This is a genomic window from Marinobacter sp. tcs-11, from assembly GCF_002049515.1.
In the GTDB taxonomy this organism is placed as follows: domain Bacteria; phylum Pseudomonadota; class Gammaproteobacteria; order Pseudomonadales; family Oleiphilaceae; genus Marinobacter; species Marinobacter nauticus.
The window spans coordinates 1-19,965 of record NZ_LLYU01000020.1 but is presented as its reverse complement, the minus strand read 5'-3'; the positions used below and the strand labels follow the sequence as shown (position 1 = coordinate 19,965).

The following is a 19,965-nucleotide window of genomic DNA, read 5'->3' as shown; positions in this document are numbered from 1 at the left end:
GTGCATTAGGAGGTATGCCGCATTTTTTTGGGATGAAAATATAGGTGGTAGACCTCTTATATTTTTATTTATGCAATATTATTTTTTATCAAGTTGTTGAAAATTAAAGATAAAAAATAACTGGTACTTTTCTTGCTGTGTGTTTATCGATGTTATTTGGGGTATGCCCCGTTTCCGTGATTTAGAGGCTGATTGATGAAAGAAGTCAGACTTGAGAGGGTGACCAAGTCCTATGATGGCGCCACGCTGGCCATTCCCGGTATAGACCTGGTGTGCAACCGTGGGGAGATGCTGGCTCTGCTCGGGCCGTCGGGTTGTGGCAAGTCGACCACGCTGAAGATGATCGCCGGGATCGAATCGATCAGCGACGGTGCGATCTTCTTCGATGATGTGGACGTGTCGGATCTGGATACTGCCAGCCGCAATGTGGCGATGGTGTTTGAAGACTATGCGTTGTATCCGCACCTGTCGGTGTTCGACAACATTGCCTTCCCACTGTCGATCCGTGGCATGCCCCGGGCCGAGATCAGCGAGCGAGTCGAGCGGGTTTTGAAACTTCTGGCGCTGCGAGACATCAGCGGCGAGAAGGTCCAGCAACTCAGTGGTGGCGCGCAGCAGCGGGTGTCGATTGGTCGGGCGCTGGTACGTGAGCCCGACCTGATCATGTTCGATGAACCTCTGAGCCATCTGGACAGCGACCAGAAGGTGCAACTGCGCACCGAGATCAAACGGCTGCAGCAAACCTCGAAACTGACCTCGGTGCTGGTGACCCATGACCAGAACGAGGCGATCTCGATGGCTGATCGCATTGCGGTGATGGATCGCGGCGTTCTGCAGCAGGTGGATACACCCACGGCGATCTACAACTGTCCGGCCAATATCTTTGTGGCCAGTTTTATTGGTGAGCCGCCGATGAACCTGCTGGATGCCAACTATGGCGGAGAGCTGTTCGGGCAGTCACGGGTGCAGTTCGCCGAAAACTGCCGCTTCGCTGCCGGTGACCAGGTACTGGATGCCTTGCAACGCCGGGATACGGGCGCTGCCCTGGTGATCGGTATCCGTCCTGAGCGGGTATTGATCAACCCTTCTCAGGCTTCCCTGCTTCTGGATGGCAAGGTCTACGCCCATGAGCCGGGTGGTGACTCCGATGTGGTGACCATCGATACCGCTATCGGACGAATAGTTGCCGAAGCGCCAGCGCCGCTGCTGCTGGCAGAGGGCGACAGCCTGCAGGTGGGTCTCGAGCCCGAGCATTTCCATTACTTCTGCAAAGAGTCGGGTCGCAACCTGCTGCTGGAGACACCATGAAGTCGAACACTGTGCACATTTCATCCCTGCAGCGCGGTGAGCCGCTGCGCCTTGAGGCGGTGAGCAAACACTTTGGTGAGGTTCAGGCGTTGGCAGAGGTGTCCTTCGTTGCCGAACCGGGGGAGGTGATTGCGGTTTGTGGCCCTTCGGGAGCAGGTAAATCCACGCTGGGGCGCCTGATCAGCGGTCTGGATGTGCCGGACGAGGGGGCCATTCATCTGGGCAGCACGCTGCTGTCTGAGCAGCCGGCGCAGAAACGCCGTGTGGCGCACATGTTCGAGTCGCTGGCGCTGTACCCAACGCTGGATGTATTCGCCAATGTGGCCTCGCCGCTCAAGGCTCCATCCCACCGAGGTCTGTTTAGCACCGCCGAGATCAGTTCGCGGGTCGAAGGCATGCTGAAAATGATGGACATCGCCCATCTTGCCGGGCGGCGTCCGTCCGAGCTGTCCGGTGGCCAACGTCAGCGGGTCGCACTGTGCCGCACGCTGGTGCAGAGCCCTAGTCTGTTCATTCTCGATGAGCCCATCGGTCATCTGGATGCCAAGTTGCGCCACCGTCTGCGTGGCGAAATTACCCGCCGCCAGCGGGCACTGGATCAGGCCACGCTATGGCTGACGCCGGATACGCTGGAGGGCATGGCGGTCGCCGACCGGGTGATCATGCTGATTGACGGCAAGGTTCAGCAGATTGGCAGTTCGCGCCAGGTGTATGCCGCGCCGGCCAATACCAGCATTGCGCGCCTGCTCGGCGATCCGGCGATGAATCTGGTCGAGGTTTGGCTCAAGCAGGAACTTGATGGCCTGAAAGTGCTGTGCAACGGCACGCGTATGCAGGTCAGTGACGCTTTCCTTGCACGCCTCGCACGCCTCAAGGCCAGTGGCCAACTGCGTCTGACCATCGGCTTTCCGCCCTTGCATACCCGGCTGGATGACGGCGCTGCGCCGAACCGCCTGCAGGGCGAGATCTATACCGTCGAACCGTTCGGCAAGTACACCCTGGTGACCGTGGAGGTCAACGGGGTGCACGTGAAGGCCAAGATGCCGGCGGGTTTTCAAGGAACCGTGGGCAGCAGTGTGCAGATCGGCGTGCCGGTCGAGCATGTACTGCTGTTCGACCACGACAGTGGCGCGCTGATACAGGACGCCGCGGCACCCATGCATAACAAGAACCTATCCGAGCCTACCACCATTCACGATGAGGCATGACCGCAATGACTATGCACAAAGCCAAGAGTAAAGCCATGCTCGCCGGGCTGATCGCCACGGCAACCGCATTCTGTTACAGCGCTGCATTGCAGGCGCAGCAATGGAGTTATGCCGAGGCTGCCAAGCCTTATGCCGGGACCACCATCCGGGTTCTCGATGAAATCACGCCGCTGCAGGAAACCATGCGCCGACTGGTGCCCGAGTTTGTCGAAGAGACCGGCATTCAGGTGGAATATGAACTGCTCAGCCACGGCGATGTGATCAACCGTGGTCAGGCGGACCTGTTCTCCGGGCGCGGCCACTATGACGCGATCATGCTGCACGGGCTGCAACTCGGGCCGCTGCTGGCCGCCCGTGTACTGCAGCCGATCGATGGGCTGAAGACCAACAGCACACTGACCAATCCCGATCTGGGGCTGGATGACCTGATCGAGCCAGCCAATGAATCGCTGGTCAATCATGGTGGCTCGCAGTATGGCTTCCTGACCTGGAACTACAACCAGATCTACTGGGCGCGTGCTGACCTGCTCAATCACCCTGACGAGAAGGCGGCCTTTGAAGCCCGTTATGGCTACCCGCTGGCACCGGCGGAAACCATGCAGCAGATGCGTGACATCGCCGAGTTCTTCACCCGCAAGTCTGGTGAAGCGCTGGCCGGTGAAACCCTGCGCAATGATTTTTACGGCATCGTGCTGGAAGGTATCCCTGGTGGTACGACCTTCACCACCGTGTGGGAAGTGTTCATGAACAACTGGGGCGGTGGCGTCTTTGATGCCAATGGCAAGCCGCAACTGGATGCCCCGGAAAATATCGCCGCCGTGCAGTTCTGGGCCGATCTGTGGAAGTTCGCGCCGCCCGGCCAGGCTGAGTACTCATTGATCGACGTGCCGACAGTCATGGGTAACGGTATTGCCGCCCAGTCGATTGCCTTCAGCGACTTTGTTCTTGGCGTGGACCGTCCCGATGGCGGCACCTATGCCGGTCAGTTCGTGTATGGCGGCATTCCGGCCAATGCCGACCTGCTCGACGCCCGCAGTGCAGGTGGTGAGCCATCGCTGATGGCGCTCAGCAGCCATAGCAAGAAGCCGGAGGCAACCTACCTGTTCATGCAGTGGATGGTCGACAAGCAAACCCAGGCCAAACTGCTGGAAATGGGCGGTGGCGGTGTGCCGATCCGGCGCTCTTCGTTCGATCTGGATGTGATGCGTGAAGCCGAGCGCCAGTCGCTGTACAAGGCCATGGCCGCGTCTCTGGAATATGTGCAGGCCAAGCCGAAAACGCCAAACTTCTTCGACATCGACAACATCATGGGTCCGCTGGTGCAACAGGTTGGTATTGGCCGCCTGAGTGCCGAGGATGCGTTGAAGGAAGGCCAGCGTCAGGTCTCTTCCCTGTGCAGTTCATGCCTGTTGACTGACTGACGGAACCGTTATGAAACCATTGGAAAACCGATGGTACCCCTACGCACTACTGGCACCGGCGTTTCTGGTGCTGGTAGTGGTCAGCCTGGTACCTTTTCTGTTCGCCATGTACCTGAGTTTTCATCAGGTCAACTTCGGGCGTATCGGTGACTTCGCCGGTTGGAGCAACTACAGCCGGCTGCTCGATAACGAGCGCACCTGGAACAGCCTGTGGGTGGCGGTCAAGTTCATCCTGATAGCCTTCCCGCTGCAGTTCATTCTCGGGTTGGGCGGCGCCCTGTTGCTGAACAAGCGGGTATGGGGGCGCAGTGTGATTCTGCCGTTGCTGTTCATCCCGACCATGATGGCACCGATTGTTGTCGGCCTGGTATGGAAGGTGATGTTCGCCGGCTCATGGGGTCTGCTGTCATACAACATCGTCGAGCGTTTCGGCCTGTTGCCGGGTACCTCGGTATTCTCCTCTCCAGACTATGCGCTGATCGCCCTGGCGCTGGTGGATGTCTGGCAGTGGACGCCGTTCATGATGCTGGCGTTCTTCGCCGGTTTGCAGGCGTTGCCGGTCAGTCCGTACCGCGCTGCTGCGGTGGACGGGGCAACACCCATGCAGATGTTCTTCCGCCTGACGCTGCCGTTGATGGCACCGCTGATGGTGGTGATTGGCATGCTGCGCTTTATCGACGCGTTCAAGGTGTTCGATACCATCTACACCCTGACTGCCGGTGGTCCAGGCACCTCCACCGAGGTTCCCAGCCTGTTTGCCTACCGGATGAGCTTCGAGCAGTGGCGTATCGGTGAGTCCGCCGCCTTTGCCGTGCTGGTGTGGATCGGCTTCTTCATCCTGTGTTCGCTGTTCTACCACGTTGCCAAGAAAAAACTGAACGCCTTCTAGGAGCTGCCGAGATGAATCAACCTGCAAGCCATGCCCCGGCCGTTACCGCCAAACCGATCAAGCGGATCTCCCGTCAGGAGCGGGTCTCGGTGTTCTGGACGCTGTTGCTGATCGTGATTGCCTTCATTGTGCTGTTCCCGGTGCTGTGGGTCGGCAGTTTCATGTTCCGGCCCGACTCGGCGATGTTCGCGCGGCCCACCGAGTGGCTGTTCGAGCCGACACTGGTGCATTTTCGCTATGTGATCGACAACGGCTTCATCGGCTATCTGGGCACCTCGTTCGCACTGGCCTCGATCAGTACCCTGCTGGTGATCGTGTTGGGTACCCCGGCTGCCTATGCCTTTGCCCGGTTCAAGCTGCGCTTTCGCGATGACCTGTTCCTGTTCGTGCTGGCAACCCGGATGGCGCCGCCGATCTGCATGGTCATTCCCTTCTACATGATCTTTTCCAACATGGGTCTGATCGACACCTATTCCGGGCTGACCCTGGCGTATCTGACCTTCAACCTGTCGTTCTATATCTGGGTGATGAGCAGTTTCTGCAAGGACCTGCCGGTGGCGCTCGAAGAGGTAGCAATTCTTGAGGGTTACAACCGTTTCGAGGTGTTTCTGCGGGTGGTGTTGCCGCTGCTGCGCTCGGCCATTGTCGCAACCGGCATGCTGTGCTTCATCTTTGCCTGGAACGAGTTCATGTTCGCCTTCATGCTGGGTGGTCAGCAGGTCAAGACGTTGCCGGTGGCGGTGCCTGAATTGATCACTACCCAGGGTGTGCGCTGGGGGCCGATGGCGATTGTCGGTACGCTGTCTCTGGTGCCGGTGATGTTGGCGGTGTTCTTGTTGCAGAAACACATTGTTCGTGGTCTCACCATGGGCGCGGTGAAGGGGTAGTTATGGGTCGTCATCATGTCGTACCGACTCGGCACGAAAACATGTTATGGGGATATCTGGAGGCGGGGATCGCACCCATTTTGCGAGTGCAGTCGGGCGATACCGTTGAGTTGGGCTCGTTCCCGGCGGGGGGGTATGAGTGTTTGCCGGCGGATCGAGATCAAGTCCCTACTGAATATCTAAACGCCATCGCAGCGCTAGAAAAGGGAGCGGGGCCGCATTTTGTTACCGGGCCGGTGTACATCGAAGGCGCCAAGCCGGGCGACGTGCTGCAGGTGGATATCCTAGACGCCTGGCCGACGATGGACTGGGGTTACATGGCTATCCAGCCGCCCCTGGGAGCATTGCCCGAAGATTCTTTCGAGGAATGCATGATCCAGCCGAGCATCGATCGGCGGCGAGGCGTCGCCACCTTACCTTGGGGTATGGAGATCAATCTCGATCCGTTCTTTGGCATTATGGCTGTAGCACCGCCGCCGGAATGGGGACGCTGCGGCTCATCGGTGCCCATGGCCTTCGGCGGAAACATGGATAACAAAGAGCTTAAGCCTGGCACGACACTGTTCCTGCCAGTGTTCAACGAGGGTGCCTTGTTCTTTGCGGGCGACGGCCATGGTGTTCAGGGCGACGGCGAGGTATGCCTAACCGCACTAGAAATGGGGATTGGAGGACGGTTTCGGTTGACGATTAGAAGCGATATCGATCTGAGCCAGCCATTTGCAGAGTCAGGTACTCACCTTATCTCGATCGGCCTGAATGAAGATCTCGACGAGGCGGCGCGCCAAGCGATTCGCGAAATGATTAAGCGAGTAAAAAAGCTTACTTCGCTTACTAACGAGCAGGCGTACATGCTTTGTTCGGTGGCAGGAGACCTGCGCATCAGCCAGTTGGTTGATGGTAACAAGGGGGTGCACATGATGCTGCCGAAGCGCTATCTAATTTGATAGCTTTTGGTTTCGCTGCGGTTTACCCGAGATCAAGTGTGTTTCACGGCAAAAAAAAAGCGCAGGGCTATGATTGCCTGCGCTCTTATTCAATGAAACGTCGGGAATCGCTTGGCCATGACGTTGAAGAATAGACAGCCAAGCGTCAAAGCCACCAGCGCTGCTGGGAATTTCACAATCAACACAACCGTAGCGACGATTGCTGCGGCGATAGCCCCGGATGAAATGTTCACGATGCTGCCCCGTCCTCCCGTCCGGAAGGCGGGCATGACCGCCTTGCAGCACAGGAAAAGACCCAGCACATTGACATCGAATACACGCCGCCATTCGTCCAGAGCGAGTGACTCAAATTCGGTAGGTTTCAGCGAGGAGTAGATACCTGCGTTGTTGACGAGGGCGTCGATCGCTCCATACTCAGTCAGGGTATATTCCACTAGAGCATCAACCTGCTTGGGGTCGGACACGTCCACCTCATACCCGCAGACATCCAGACCGCACTCCTGCAGGGTACAGGCGCTGTTTTGAGCATTCACGAGATCGGCAATCACCACACACATTCCCCGAGTGGCCAGATCTCGTGCCACAGCAAAGCCAATGCCCTGACTTCCACCGGTCACGATCACAACAAGTTTGGCGCTCATAATGCGCCTCTCGCCTGAGCAGCCTTGAACAAACTTAGATCGGGTTGGTAAAAGCCCTTTCCGAGTATCCCCCCCCTGGCATCAGCGCTCACCAAAGCAAGATTTACAATCGGCACCAACTGCCTTTCAGTCACACGCTGCGCACAAACTACACCAGAACTGGGGCCCAGAACGCTCCCCGGGCGCGTTGACCAATCCTTAGGAAGCAGCACCTCCCAGTCAGAGACTAATGACGGCGCTTGGCTTAAGGCCTGTCCGCCCAGGCCGCAGAAATCAATAACTGCACTATCACCAATCGAACCAAGTACAGGGCGCCCCTCCTGATTGGGAAAAAGAGTTCCTTCAGGTGGTTGCGCAAGTATGGTCGACCACTCCGTTTGCCCACTAAGTCGTATTCCGAACTGCAGACCGTTTCCACCAGCAGCTACGACACGCCCTGAGCAGTCCGGAGCACGGGGACCAAACTGGAGTAACCACCCTGCCGCCGCCATCAATATGGGAAGAACGAAGCCCGGGCTATTTTCAAGGAGAGTTCGGTACTCGTTGGACAGGCCTTCAAGCTGGCCCAGAAAAGCAGAATTTGCTTGGTCCGTCAGGGAATGACAGTCATTGCCTTCCTCCAGTGCCGTTTTGATAACCGCAGCGACCTTCACAGGCGACTTCTGCAATAGGGGGCCGAGTTCCCTCACCGCAAAGTCGGCATGACAACGCAGGCTTTCCAGACACTCCGGCTCGGGTGAGCCAAAACGGATACCAATTGGCGCGCCTTCAACAATGGGCGCGCACATCTGGCTGGCACCATCACCGATGACAAATACTGGCATGGATGGGGAAACCACCTGCGCCAATGGCGTGACCACTCCCCAATCCTGGGCCGGTTGGAAATTTACTTTGCCGCTATCAATTAGATTGACCGCCTGGTCAGGGGTGGTTACACCCCCCTCAAACAGCAGAGCATGGACCGTCGCGTTGCGAACAGCTGCAGGAACATCTGAAGTTACAAACGGAGGTCCCGCATGGAGTACAGTTAAACCATCCAGGTTCGGCAGGACCTCTCTTAGTAAGCAAACCCGCTTGAGGAAAATACCAGCAAACTTCTTGTGTAGACTTCCGTCCAAAGATTCCATCTCACCTCACACCAGAATGTTTTAATGAGCCACCAAGGCAATGCATACACAAGTTGTGCCAAACCCCAAAATATGGATACAAAAATTAATTAGTTATTGTTTTTAAAGGGATTTAAATATTGAAAAAAGTTGAGAGATATAATTATTCGAATCTAGACTGCGCCCCATATTGATCAGTACACTAATTAATGCACCAAAAAAAGATCGGAGTAGAGGGCAAAGAAAGAGCGCAGATTGGAATTACAAACTGGGGATCAGAATCGAGCAGGGATCATCTATCACCGCAGCGCCGTCGACCCAAACTTCAGATCGAGGCTTATAGCATCTTCAACGCAGCCGGCATCAGAAGGACTCCATAACACCCCTTGACCGCCGGGAGGGGAAATTACTATGCAACAAAGCCCCAACGGGGCCAGAACTACAGAGTTATCACTGGAAAGCGGCGCCCAAGGCTTCAGTGATTCGCACGCCCCTTCTATTCGTCAGCACAGGTGTCCCCATGGGTCCTTAGCTCGCATGTTGATATGGAAGTGATTTAAGCCTCTCCAACCGACTGACCACAAGCCTTTCATTCTAGAAGGCCCACCTTCGGGGCACGCCCGCTACCTGACAGTGCATGCGCCGGCCGAAAGAACTTTGCTAATGAGCCAAGGAAACTAGGGAAACCTAGAGAAAAAGACTTAACCATATGATTTTATACGTTTATTAGGAAAAACAACGCGGCTGGCTTACCAATTGCATGCACTTCCTCAGGTTTTTTCACTCAGGAGTATGCAGAATGAATCGTCGAGAGTTCCTTAAGGGCGCCACATCACTGTCTGTTGGTGCCAGTGTCCTGCCTCTATTCAAGGTCCTGCCAGCATCTGCGGCCAGCCAGGAAACCGCCGTGGTCGTGATTGGCGGCACAATTAACAGCCTAGATATTCACCGCAGTGGTACGAACCGGGATAGTTACCAGGTAGCCATCAACTGCTATGACCGCCTTGTCTCGTTCGGAACCAAAACAATGCCGGACGGCTCCTTGAGCTACGACTACGACAATGTGCAACCGGAGCTCGCGGAATCATGGGAAACCAGTGATGACGGCACGGTGCTAACCTTCACCATTCGCGAAAACGCAACTTTCTGGGACGGCAAGCCCGTCACGGCCCATGACGTCAAGTGGTCTCTGGATAGGGCTGTATCTCTAGGTGGCTTCCCAACCGTTCAGATGAAAGCCGGAAGACTGGAGTCGCCAAATCAGTTCGAGGCCGTTGACGACCGCACCTTCCGCATTACACTACCGTTTCCCTCCAAACTGGCACTACCAGACCTAGCAACGCCAATCCCCATCATCATCAATTCGGAAGTTGCCAAGGCGAATGCTACCGCCGCTGATCCGTGGGCCACCGAGTACCTACACCGTAACCCGGCTGGATCTGGGGCTTACAAAGTGGCTCGCTGGGACGCTGGCCAGCAGTTGGTCTATGAGCGCAATGACAAGTGGGTCGGCGGGGACATTCCAGGCTATCAGCGGGTTATTGTTCGCGAAGTGCCGGCCCAGTCCACACGCAGGGCACTAATCGAGCGAGGCAGCGTCACTGCTTCCCATGACATCCCCAACAAGGATGCCAAGGAGTTGGCCAAAAAGCCCGGGGTGAAAATTGTCAGCACCCCTATTGAAAACTGCGTCTACTCCCTGTGCACCAATCTGGACTTCGAGCCGTTCAAGGACAAACGGGTACGTCAGGCAGTGGCCTGGTCCATTCCTTACCAGAAGATTTTTGAGCAGGCGGCCTATGAACAAGGAGTGCCCATGTGGGGCGGCACCGATACCGTGGACAAGATAGCCTGGCCGCAAAAATCACCTTACGAGCAGAACATCGAGAAAGCCCGAGCACTGATGACCGAGGCGGGATATGAAGACGGTTTTGAGGTACCCCTGTCGTTCAATCTGTCCCACGCGGACTGGGCAGAACCAGCGGCACTGCTGATCCAGCAGGGCTTGGCAGATATCGGCATCAAGGCAACCATCGAGAAGATTCCAGGAGCGAACTGGCGCACTGTTGCGCTGGTGGACAAGAAACTGCCCCTACACCTGGAAAACTTCGGTGGTTGGCTGAACACCCCGGACTATTACTTCTTCTGGGCCTACATCAAAGGCAATCTGTTCAACTCCTACAATTATGACAATTCCGAAATGGCCAGACTGGTTGACGACACCCTCGATATGGCCACGGACGACCTCGACTACGCCCCCAATGTAAAGCGCATGATCGAACTGGCCTTCGATGATATCCCGCGGATTCCTCTTTGGCAGCCGACTCTGAATGTCGCTTTCAAGGAGAGCGTGGAAGGCTACGAATACTGGTTCCATCGCCAAATGGACGTCCGCGCCCTCAAGCCGGCATAAGGAGCGAGCAGCATGCCCACCATACTGGATAAACTGCGCAAGGTAGCTCTCCGACTTCTGCAGGCTTTGCCAACAGTGTTCGGCATCCTAGTTGTGTGCTTCCTGTTGACCCGGGCATTGCCTGGGGACCCGGCTGCCTACTTCGCCGGACAGATGGCCGATGCCGAATCCATTGAGGAAGTCCGCAGGACCCTCGGCCTAGACAAGCCTTTGCCAATGCAGTTCGTCACCTATGTCGGAGACCTGATTCAGGGCGATCTGGGCATGGCAATCTCCACCGGCCAGCCGGTCATGTCCGAGCTGGCCAGCCGTCTCCCCGCTTCTTTGGAACTGACACTGGGGGCTCTACTTCTATCGTTTTTGATTGCCGTCCCTCTGGGGGTTCTAGCAGCCACACGACCCAACACCTGGGTTGACCATACCTGCCGGTTCCTGGTCACTGCCGGCGTCTCCCTGCCCACGTTCTTTACCGGATTGGCACTGATGTACGTGTTCTATTACTTGCTCGGCTGGGCCCCAGCCCCAATGGGCCGGCTCGACATGATGTACCTGCCTCCGGAACAGGTGACCGGTTTCCTGACCATTGACGCTATCATCGCCGGCGAATGGGAGGTGCTGGGGGCCGCTCTGGCACAGTTAGCCCTACCACTAATCACGCTGGCCCTGTTCACCCTGGCCCCTATCGCCCGCATGACCCGGGCTGCGATGCTGCAGACCCTGGGTAGCGATTTTGTGCGCACCGCCCGGGCTGCCGGCCTCAGTGGTCGCCGGGTGCTGGTAACTTACGCCCTCCGCAATGCCCTGCTTCCGGTAGTGACCACCCTAGGTATGGTGTTTTCCTTCGTACTTGGCGCCAACGTACTGGTAGAGAAGGTATTCGCCTGGCCCGGCATCGGGTCCTTTGCAGTAGAGGCACTGGTGGTTTCGGATTACGCCGCCGTGCAGGGTTTTGTGCTCTCCATGGCGCTGCTGTTCGTCACTCTCAACCTCCTGATCGACGTGATCTATACCCTGATTGACCCCCGCGTGGGCGAGGAGGCCTGAAATGACCAGTATGACCACCCTAGCAGCCCCAAAACTGGAGGGGCCTCCCCGCACCAGCTACTGGCAGCACCTGCGCCATGTGGCGTCCGAGAACCCTATGACCGGGCTGGCGTTCGCTCTGTTCGCCCTGTTTATCGGCATGGCCTTGTTCGGGCCCTGGCTTGTGCCTCACGACCCGCTGAACACGGGTGTCGGGCCTGCACTACAGGCGCCCAGCGCCGCCCATTGGTTCGGCACTGACCACTTGGGGCGTGATGTATTCTCCCGGGTCGTCGTGGCAACCCGACTAGATCTGCTGATTTCGGTATCCGCAGTGGCAATCTCATTTGTATTGGGTTCCATCATAGGCTGTTTTGCTGGCTACTTCGGTGGCTGGACTGACCGTATCACCGGCCGCTTTGTGGACACCATCATGGCCTTTCCGCTGTTCGTGCTCGCAATGGGTATAGTGGCGGCCGCCGGCAATACCGTAGAAAACATAGTCTACGCCACCGCCATTATTAACCTTCCCTTCTATGCGCGCATGGCTCGGGCGGAAGTGAGTATCCGCCGCAACGCTGGCTTCGTACAGGCAGCCCGGCTATCCGGCAATTCCGAGTTGCGGGTACTGTTTGGGCACATCTTCCCCAATACCCTGCCGCCGATGATGGTGCAAATCTCCCTCAACATGGGCTGGGCCATCCTCAACGCCGCAGGCCTATCGTTCATTGGCCTCGGGGTACAACCGCCAGCGCCGGAGTGGGGCATCATGGTCGCCGAGGGCGCCAACTTCATTATCTCCGGCGAGTGGTGGCTGGTGATCTTCCCGGGGATGGCGCTGATGCTGGCGGTATTCACCTTCAACCTGATTGGCGATGGCCTGCGGGATCTCGTGGATCCCCAGCGCCGCACCTAAGGAGCACACCATGAGCTTACCCTTACTGGACATCCAGCACTTGAGTGTCGACTTCGTCACCCGTAACGGCACGGTACGGGCGATTGACGACATATCCCTTGCCGTGGGAAAAGGCGAAACCCTGGGTATTGTCGGAGAATCAGGCTCGGGCAAGTCGGTGACATCCTATGCCGTAATGCGCATTCTCGACCGAGCCGGCCATATCGCCGGTGGCAAGATCAGTTACGGCGGCATATCCCTGCACAAGGCGCAGGAAAATGACATGAGGGACATCCGAGGCCGGGAGATCTCTATGATTTTCCAGAACCCCCGCGCGGCCCTGAACCCGATCCGTCGCATTGGCCATCAGGTCTCCGACGTACTGATACAACACAGCCAAGCCACTCGTAGCAACGCCCGAGAAAAAGCCATCGAGATGCTGAAAGCGGTTAAAATCCGCGATCCGGAACAGCGTTACGACGCTTATCCCTTCGAGTTATCCGGCGGCATGTGCCAACGGGTCGTGATCGCCATTGCCTTGGCCTGCCGACCTAGGCTACTGATCGCGGACGAGCCAACCACCGGGCTGGATGTCACCACCCAGAAGGCGGTGATGGACCTAATTGTTGACCTCACCCGGGAGTACGACATGTCCACCGTCCTCATCACCCACGACCTAGGGCTGGCGGCGGCCTACTGTGACCGGTTAGTGGTGATGGAGAAAGGCAAAATTGTCGAATCCAATCGCTCCGCCGAAATGTTCCACCGCCCCCGTGAACGCTATACCCAGCTTTTACTACAAGCTACGCCCCACCACGATTCCCGAATCCGCGACTTACTGACACCGGAAGCCCGTGCTCAAGCTCTCGAGCTTCCCGAAACCCGCCCCCCGGGAGAGCCCATACTGACCGTCAGCAACCTGCGCAAGCACTTCGGCAAGACCGGCGCGGAAGGCGGTCACCTCGCAGTACAGGACCTATCCTTCCAGATCCGGAAGGGAGAAAGCCTAGGCCTAGTAGGCGAGAGTGGCTGTGGCAAATCCACCACCTCGTCCATGATCATGCGGCTATTGGACACCAGTGGCGGGACCATCGAGTTCCTCGGTGAGGATATCGCACAAGTGCCGGCCTCAAAGTTCGCGTCCCACCGCTTGCGCGGCAAACTACAGATGGTGTTCCAGGACCCCACCGATAGCCTGAACCCCCGTTGGAGTGCAGCCCAGTCCATTGGTGACCCGATCAGCCGGCTCACCCCAGAACTTGGTCGCAAGGAAAGGGAGTTACGGATTATCGAACTGGCCGGCTTAGTGGGACTACCGGTGCACCTGCTGGATCGCTTTCCCCATCAGTTGTCCGGTGGCCAGAAAGCCCGCGTTGGCATCGCCCGGGCCATCGCCCTGGAACCCAAGTTGCTGATTCTGGATGAACCCACGGCGGCCCTGGATGTCTCGGTGCAGGCGGTAGTACTCAATCTTCTGGAAGACCTCAAACACCGCTTGGGTATGAGTTACCTGTTCATTAGCCATGACCTGAACGTGGTGCGCTTGCTATGCGACCGCATCATGGTGATGCAAAATGGCGTGATCGTAGAGGAAGGGGAGGCCAGTCGGTTGCTGGACGCTCCAGCCACGGACTACACCCGCTCTTTGCTAGCGGCCATTCCCCACCCACCGGAAACCGAACCGGTGCCTGAGGAATGCACGGTATGACCCGATTTCCTCCGCATACGGAACGGGCCAGCAAGGGCACAGTGGTAGACAGTATTGTCCAGACCCTGGCAGACGATATTGTTAGCGGCCGCCTGACGCCGGGCGCCAAGCTCGATGCCCAAGCCATTGCAGAGCGGTTCGGAGTTTCCCGCACCCCCATCCGTGAAACCTTCGGCCATCTGGCGGCCATGGGACTGGTAACCCACCGCCCCAATCGAGGTGTGATCGTTGCCACACTGTCGTTCAACGCTCTCAATGACCTTTACGAAGCGATGGCAGAACTAGAAGCGGCCCTAGCGAGACTCGCTGCCCTTCGTATGAAAAGCCGGCAACGGGAAGCTCTGCGGAAGTTTCACCAGGACTCGGTTCACATGCTACGAGACGGCACCGCCGACGATTATGCTCGTTACAACCACGATTTCCACACCCTGATCTTTGAGGGTGCCCAGTCTAGCCAGTTACAGCAATTAGCAGAAGCCACCCGCACCCGACTGGCACCGTTTCGCCGGGCCCAGTTCCGGATGAGCAACCGGATCAGCAAATCATGGGAAGAGCATGACGCTATCGTCCGGGCCATTCTGGACGGAGATGCCGATGGTGTCGCCCGCCTGATGCGCCTCCACGTCCAGACTGTTAGCGTTATGTCAGCGGAGTTCGTGGCGGAGCACCAATCCTTCCTAGAACCCCCGGGAGAATCTACTGTATGAAGGCCGAATCAACCGCAGGCGTGATCTGCACTCCGGATTACAGGGCCAGTGAGGCGGGCATGGAAATACTCCGGGCGGGTGGTACTGCTATTGACGCGGCCATGTGTGCAGGTGCTGTCCTGTCGGTAGTCTACCCTCACATGACAGGCCTAGGTGGTGATGCCCTGTGGCTGCTAAGCGATGGTGCCCAAGTGGACACACTGCTAGGTCTGGGCCATGCGGGTCAGCGCTTGCCTGTCAACGGCGTCTTGGCAACACGCGGTCCAGCCTCGGCCGCCACGACCGCCGGTGCCCTCCGGGGCTGGTCCATGGCCTACGACTGGAGCACCCACCGCTGGGGTTCTACCATGACCTGGCCTGATCTGCTGGAGCAGGCTATTGCCTTGGCGCGGAACGGCTATGGCATCTCGAGCAATCAGGCGTTCTGGCAGCAACAACGCAGAGATCTGATTCGAGACCTGCCCGACCTCAAGGCCCTGTGTTGTGACGAGGACGGTGAGTTGCTCGCCGAGAACACGCGGGTTACCCGCCCAGAACTGGCCTCCACGCTGGAGCATCTTGCCCGGGCAGGGATAGAGGATTTCTACGAAGGAGAGTTGGCCACCGCACTGGCGGAGGGCTTTGAAAAGCTCGGCAACGGTCTGACCCGGGACGATCTGAGCTCGACAAAGGCATGGCACAGCGTCCCTCTGAGTATCCGCTACCGCAACGGTACGTTTTACAACTTCCCGCCACCAAGCCAGGGCCTGTATACCCTCAGTGCCCTGAACGCCCTCAACTTTGTTAAGTTGGCGGCGATAGAAAACGGCGGAGCTGATTATTTCCACTATCTGGCGGAGGCGGTTAAAGCCCAACTCAGGCATCGCAACCGCCATCTATGCGATCCTGCAAGTGGAACCCTGAACCTGCAGTGGCTGCTCAGCCGCGAGCGAGCAGCCGCCGACTATGCCGCTATTGATCCACAGGTCGCGGTTCCCTGGCAGGAAACCGGCAAACCGGCAGACACCGCTTGGTTGGCGGCCACCGATGCCAGCGGGCGAACTGCCTGCCTGATGCAGAGCCTGTTCCATGATTTCGGTTCCGGCTGCATGGTAGGCGATACCGGCATCCTCTGGCTCAACCGTGCGGCCGGTTTCACCCCAGGTTCTGCACATGCCAATAGTTGGGCCCCCGGCAAGCTGCCGGCTAATACACTCAACCCCTCCGCCTGGCTCGCAGATGACGGCCGCCAGTTCTATTTCGGAAGCCAGGGCGGCGACGGCCAGCCCCAGACACAAATGGTGCTAGCAACACAACTGATTGATTACCAGAAAGGCATAGATCAGGCGCTGCAGGCACCCCGTTTTCTACAGGGACGAAGCTTCTTCGGCAGCAGCGAAAATCTAAAACTGGAGAAGAGTATCCCGCACGCAGTGGGAGAGGCCCTGACTCGCCGTGGTCACGAGATTGAATGGATACCAGAGCTCAGTCCTTTTACCGGTCTGGCCGGCGCCGTAGCGATACACCCGGACGGACGAAGGGAAGCGATGCATGACCCGCGAGGCGAAGGCACCGCACTAGGCCAGTAACTGAAGCATTTCAATCAATCGATCGTTTTAGACCACAGAAACAAGGAAACAACATGGAAATGATCATCGCCTGCTCCGTACTAGGAATTGTCGCTGGCTTACTGGCCGGCATGCTCGGAATTGGCGGGGGTGTCGTCATAGTACCGGCTTTGATAATCATCCTCTCGGCGCAAGACTTTCCCTCGGAGTTTATCGTTATCACCGCGGTGGCCACCTCCCTATGCACTATCATCTTCACCTCAATCTCCGCCGCGCGCGCTCAAATCAAGCGCCAGGCTGTGGACTGGGCCATTTTCCGGCTGTGGGCACCGACAGTAGTGGCAGGTAGCTTCTTAAGTGGCTTTGTCGCTGCCCGCATACCTGCAATGATACTGGAGATCGGCATTGCCATCTTCTTACTGGTCATCTCCCTCATCATGCTCAGCCGCTGGGTACCAAATCCATCTCGTTCTATGCCCGGAAAGCCCGGCACCAGCGGGCTTGGCCTTTTCAGTGGCGTACTCTCCGGACTCGCCGGCATTGGTGGAGGCAACGTAATGGTGCCATTAATGGTCTTCTTCAACGTTTCCATGCAGCGGGCCGTAGCCACCTCCAGTGCTCTGGGCCTCCCTTTGGCCCTGATGGGTACTCTGGGTTATGTCATCTCGGGCTGGGATTTGCACATAGCACCTTGGTCCGTGGGTTACATTTACCTGCCGGCGGTTGTTTTGATTGCGTTGTTTACGGTGCTGCTGGCTCCCGTAGGTGTAGCACTCAGCCACCGCATCCCCGCACCGACACTGAAGCGATGTTTCGGTGGATTGCTTCTGCTGGTGGCAGGGCGGATGTTGTTTGCTGCGTTGTAAGGCTCTGACCTTTCTGCATGCGTTATAAACAAATTCAAATTGGCATAGACGCCGAGGAAAGCAAGATGACGAAACCTGAATTCAACCTGAGCCTGGACTCTTTGAGGCAAGCCTACACCACCGGCACCATCGCCCCGCGGCAAGTCGTCAGATCGCTGCGTCACCGCTGCGACAGTTACCTGGACCAGGCCATCTGGACCCACCGGTTAACCGAGGAGGAGCTTGAGCCCTACCTGCGGCGACTGGAAACACTATCCCCCGCGCGCCTACCCCTGTTTGGCATTCCTTTTGCCATCAAGGACAACATCGACCTAGCCGGCATACCAACAACGGCTGCCTGTCCAGCCTTTACGTATACACCGAAGAAAAGTGCCTTTGTGGTGGAACAACTGATTGCAGCGGGAGCCATACCCCTTGGAAAAACAAACCTGGACCAGTTTGCCACCGGACTTGTTGGGGTACGCTCTCCGGCCCCTTGGGGCGCTTGTCGCAACAGTGTGAACCCAGACTACATCAGCGGAGGCTCATCTTCCGGTTCCGCCGTAGCCGTGGCCCTGGGGCTGGTAAGTTTTTCTCTGGGCACGGATACAGCAGGATCCGGACGCGTTCCAGCAAGCTTTAACAACCTAATCGGCCTAAAGCCCACGCTTGGCCGGTTGAGTGTCAGAGGCGTAGTACCTGCCTGCAAGACCCTCGACTGTATATCAATCTTCGCCCGCAGCAGTGCCGAAGCGAAGACGCTTTTAGAACTGAGCAGCGTAGAAGACAAAGCAGATCCCTGGCAACGGGTTCCTCCAGCTGGCCGCATCCCCTTCAAAACCAATCCTAGAATAGGAGTTCCCGCTCCGGAGCAACTTGACTTCGACGGAGACAAGGAAGCCGCCCAGCTTTTCAAGCGCAGCTTGACGGCTGCCCGTAGCCTAGGTGCCGAGATCGTTGAGATAGACCTGGCTCCTTTTACCGAAGCAGCCCGTCTTTTGTACGAAGGCCCTTGGGTGACCGAGCGCTACCTGGCAACCCAGCCTTTAATCGATGATAAGCCCGAGTCCTTGCTGGCGGTTACACGCGAGATTATAGGTAAAGGGCGGAACACCACTGGCGCTGATGCCTTCCAGGCTCAGTATCGCTTGCGAGAACTCAAACAGGCTGCAGACAGGGTTTTGGCAGAGGTGGACCTAATTCTCACGCCCACTGCGCCACGTATCTACACCTTGTCGGAAATCGCCGCTGAGCCCATTGAACGAAACAACCGCCTGGGCACCTACACCAACTTCATGAACCTATTGGACTACAGTGCAGTAGCGGTACCTGCAGGCCACCGCAGCGACGGCTTGCCCTGGGGGGTGACAATATTCTCCAGGGCGTGGTCGGACGAGGCTCTACTGGGGCTGGCCGGCAAACTGCACGCAGAGGCGACGGATCGAGTTGGCGCGTTGAGCGACCCCGTGCCATCGCCGAATCTCCCCGAAGAGCCCGGCACTATCGATGTGGTCGTCTGCGGCGCGCACCTTTCCGGGCTCCCTCTGAATCATCAACTCATCGATAGAAACGCCAGGCTGATGGAGGCCACCCACACCGCCGCCCGCTACAGATTTTATGCCCTTGCCGGCGAACCGCCGTTCCGCCCCGGGCTCGTCCGCGATATCCGTGAGGGTCAGGGTGCCACTATCGCGGTTGAAATATGGCGGGTGCCAGCAGACCATTTCGGATCCTTTGTTGCAGGCATTCCGGCCCCCCTGGGTATTGGCAAGGTGGAGCTTGCCGATGGCAGATGGGTTTGCGGTTTCATCTGCGAACCTTGGGGAATTGTGGGAGCCAAAGACATTACCGATGTGGGTAGTTGGCGTAACTATATCGAAGCAGTGGGCTAGATCGGCCACCGTAAATCAAACCCCTAAATTAGCTTGAAGCGTTTGCAGACCAATCTAGGTGGAACCAGAGGTGGCGTTAGTCCATTGTTGTTAATTCCCTCAACCTAAAAGCCGCCCCATCGAACACGTGAGTGTCCGCAATCCGGACACTCATTTCCTAACAGTTGCTCCATACTTTCCAAGGAATAAAATCCTTTGACACAGGCCTGAGGTACAGATCAGGCAACGGTCAAATGTCCACTTTTCAGACACCGAATTCTTATCTCCCTTGTGCCAAAACTCGTCGTTAATCGGCCACAATGTTGATATATCGGAGTTTTTTAAAGTACAGGGTTTTGGCGCAACTGATTGAAGAAGGGGAATTTTGGTCGATTAAGGCCGATTGCTATCAGGCAGTGGCGGCGCCCTCCGGAGGCAAAGGTCATAGGTTCGAATCCTATCGGGCGCGCCATGAATATCAAGGACTTGCGTGAGAGCGCAGGTCCTTTTTTTTTGGTTTGTGCCCAAATGGTGCCCTGACAGTGCTCGGCG

Annotated in this window: 17 protein-coding genes; 14 read left to right on the top strand and 3 right to left on the bottom strand. The window is 57.3% G+C overall.

What is annotated here, in order from left to right:
* Positions 1 to 195 precede the first annotated feature (195 nt).
* Genes ARC85_RS16380 through ARC85_RS16355 form a run of 6 tightly spaced genes read left to right on the top strand, consistent with a single transcriptional unit; the run spans position 196 to position 6,657 of the window.
* On the top strand, positions 196 to 1,308 hold the full coding sequence (locus ARC85_RS16380) for an ABC transporter ATP-binding protein (protein ID WP_286715513.1): 1,113 nt from the start codon (positions 196 to 198) through the stop codon (positions 1,306 to 1,308).
* Positions 1,305 to 2,516: an ABC transporter ATP-binding protein gene (locus tag ARC85_RS16375; protein ID WP_286715511.1), complete on the top strand. Its 1,212-nt coding sequence runs from the start codon at positions 1,305 to 1,307 to the stop codon at positions 2,514 to 2,516. Before ARC85_RS16380 ends, ARC85_RS16375 begins: the two co-directional genes overlap by 4 nt.
* Entirely contained in the window at positions 2,513 to 3,937 is a 1,425-nt protein-coding gene (locus ARC85_RS16370) for an extracellular solute-binding protein (RefSeq protein ID WP_286715509.1), read from the top strand. The genes ARC85_RS16375 and ARC85_RS16370 overlap by 4 nt, the downstream gene beginning before the upstream one ends.
* 10 nt (positions 3,938 to 3,947) lie before the next feature.
* The gene (locus ARC85_RS16365) at positions 3,948 to 4,826 is read left to right on the top strand and encodes a carbohydrate ABC transporter permease (protein WP_286715507.1); all 879 of its coding nucleotides are present in this window, start codon (positions 3,948 to 3,950) and stop codon (positions 4,824 to 4,826) included.
* 11 nt (positions 4,827 to 4,837) lie between these two features.
* Positions 4,838 to 5,713 (top strand): carbohydrate ABC transporter permease, encoded by an 876-nt coding sequence (locus ARC85_RS16360; protein ID WP_286715504.1) that lies wholly within the window; start codon positions 4,838 to 4,840, stop codon positions 5,711 to 5,713.
* A 2-nt stretch (positions 5,714 to 5,715) separates the two neighbouring features.
* Positions 5,716 to 6,657, top strand: a complete 942-nt coding sequence (locus ARC85_RS16355; RefSeq protein WP_286715502.1) for an acetamidase/formamidase family protein — start codon at positions 5,716 to 5,718, stop codon at positions 6,655 to 6,657.
* Positions 6,658 to 6,746: 89 nt separating this feature from the next.
* Here the strand turns inward: ARC85_RS16355 and ARC85_RS16350 are convergent, their stop codons facing one another.
* Positions 6,747 to 7,298: an SDR family NAD(P)-dependent oxidoreductase gene (locus ARC85_RS16350; RefSeq protein ID WP_286715501.1), complete on the bottom strand. Its 552-nt coding sequence runs from the start codon at positions 7,296 to 7,298 to the stop codon at positions 6,747 to 6,749.
* Entirely contained in the window at positions 7,295 to 8,425 is a 1,131-nt protein-coding gene (locus ARC85_RS16345) for an oxamate carbamoyltransferase subunit AllG family protein (RefSeq protein ID WP_286715498.1), read from the bottom strand. Before ARC85_RS16345 ends, ARC85_RS16350 begins: the two co-directional genes overlap by 4 nt.
* Before the next feature lie 778 nt (positions 8,426 to 9,203).
* Here ARC85_RS16345 and ARC85_RS16340 point away from each other — a divergent pair.
* From ARC85_RS16340 to atzF, 8 genes are all read left to right on the top strand, one after another.
* Positions 9,204 to 10,817, top strand: a complete 1,614-nt coding sequence (locus tag ARC85_RS16340) for an ABC transporter substrate-binding protein (RefSeq protein WP_286715496.1) — start codon at positions 9,204 to 9,206, stop codon at positions 10,815 to 10,817.
* 12 nt (positions 10,818 to 10,829) lie between these two features.
* Complete coding sequence (locus tag ARC85_RS16335) at positions 10,830 to 11,861, top strand: ABC transporter permease (RefSeq protein ID WP_286715493.1); 1,032 nt, start codon at positions 10,830 to 10,832, stop codon at positions 11,859 to 11,861.
* A 1-nt stretch (position 11,862) separates the two neighbouring features.
* Positions 11,863 to 12,756 carry an ABC transporter permease gene (locus tag ARC85_RS16330; protein ID WP_273133179.1) on the top strand — a complete coding sequence of 298 codons (894 nt, stop codon included), beginning with the start codon at positions 11,863 to 11,865 and terminating at the stop codon, positions 12,754 to 12,756.
* Positions 12,757 to 12,766: 10 nt separating this feature from the next.
* Positions 12,767 to 14,443 (top strand): dipeptide ABC transporter ATP-binding protein, encoded by a 1,677-nt coding sequence (locus ARC85_RS16325; protein WP_273133180.1) that lies wholly within the window; start codon positions 12,767 to 12,769, stop codon positions 14,441 to 14,443.
* A complete protein-coding gene (locus ARC85_RS16320) occupies positions 14,440 to 15,150 on the top strand; it encodes a GntR family transcriptional regulator (protein ID WP_273133181.1) in 711 nt (236 codons plus the stop codon). Before ARC85_RS16325 ends, ARC85_RS16320 begins: the two co-directional genes overlap by 4 nt.
* Positions 15,147 to 16,718: a gamma-glutamyltransferase family protein gene (locus ARC85_RS16315; RefSeq protein WP_273133182.1), complete on the top strand. Its 1,572-nt coding sequence runs from the start codon at positions 15,147 to 15,149 to the stop codon at positions 16,716 to 16,718. Before ARC85_RS16320 ends, ARC85_RS16315 begins: the two co-directional genes overlap by 4 nt.
* A gap of 53 nt (positions 16,719 to 16,771) precedes the next feature.
* Entirely contained in the window at positions 16,772 to 17,563 is a 792-nt protein-coding gene (locus ARC85_RS16310; protein ID WP_273133184.1) for a sulfite exporter TauE/SafE family protein, read from the top strand.
* Positions 17,564 to 17,628: 65 nt separating this feature from the next.
* Positions 17,629 to 19,434 carry an allophanate hydrolase gene (gene atzF / locus ARC85_RS16305; protein WP_286715491.1) on the top strand — a complete coding sequence of 602 codons (1,806 nt, stop codon included), beginning with the start codon at positions 17,629 to 17,631 and terminating at the stop codon, positions 19,432 to 19,434.
* 320 nt (positions 19,435 to 19,754) lie between these two features.
* On the opposite strand, the gene ARC85_RS16300 is transcribed toward atzF, so the two are convergent.
* A partial coding sequence (locus ARC85_RS16300) for a hypothetical protein (protein ID WP_286715489.1) occupies positions 19,755 to 19,965 on the bottom strand: 211 nt, incomplete at its 5' end.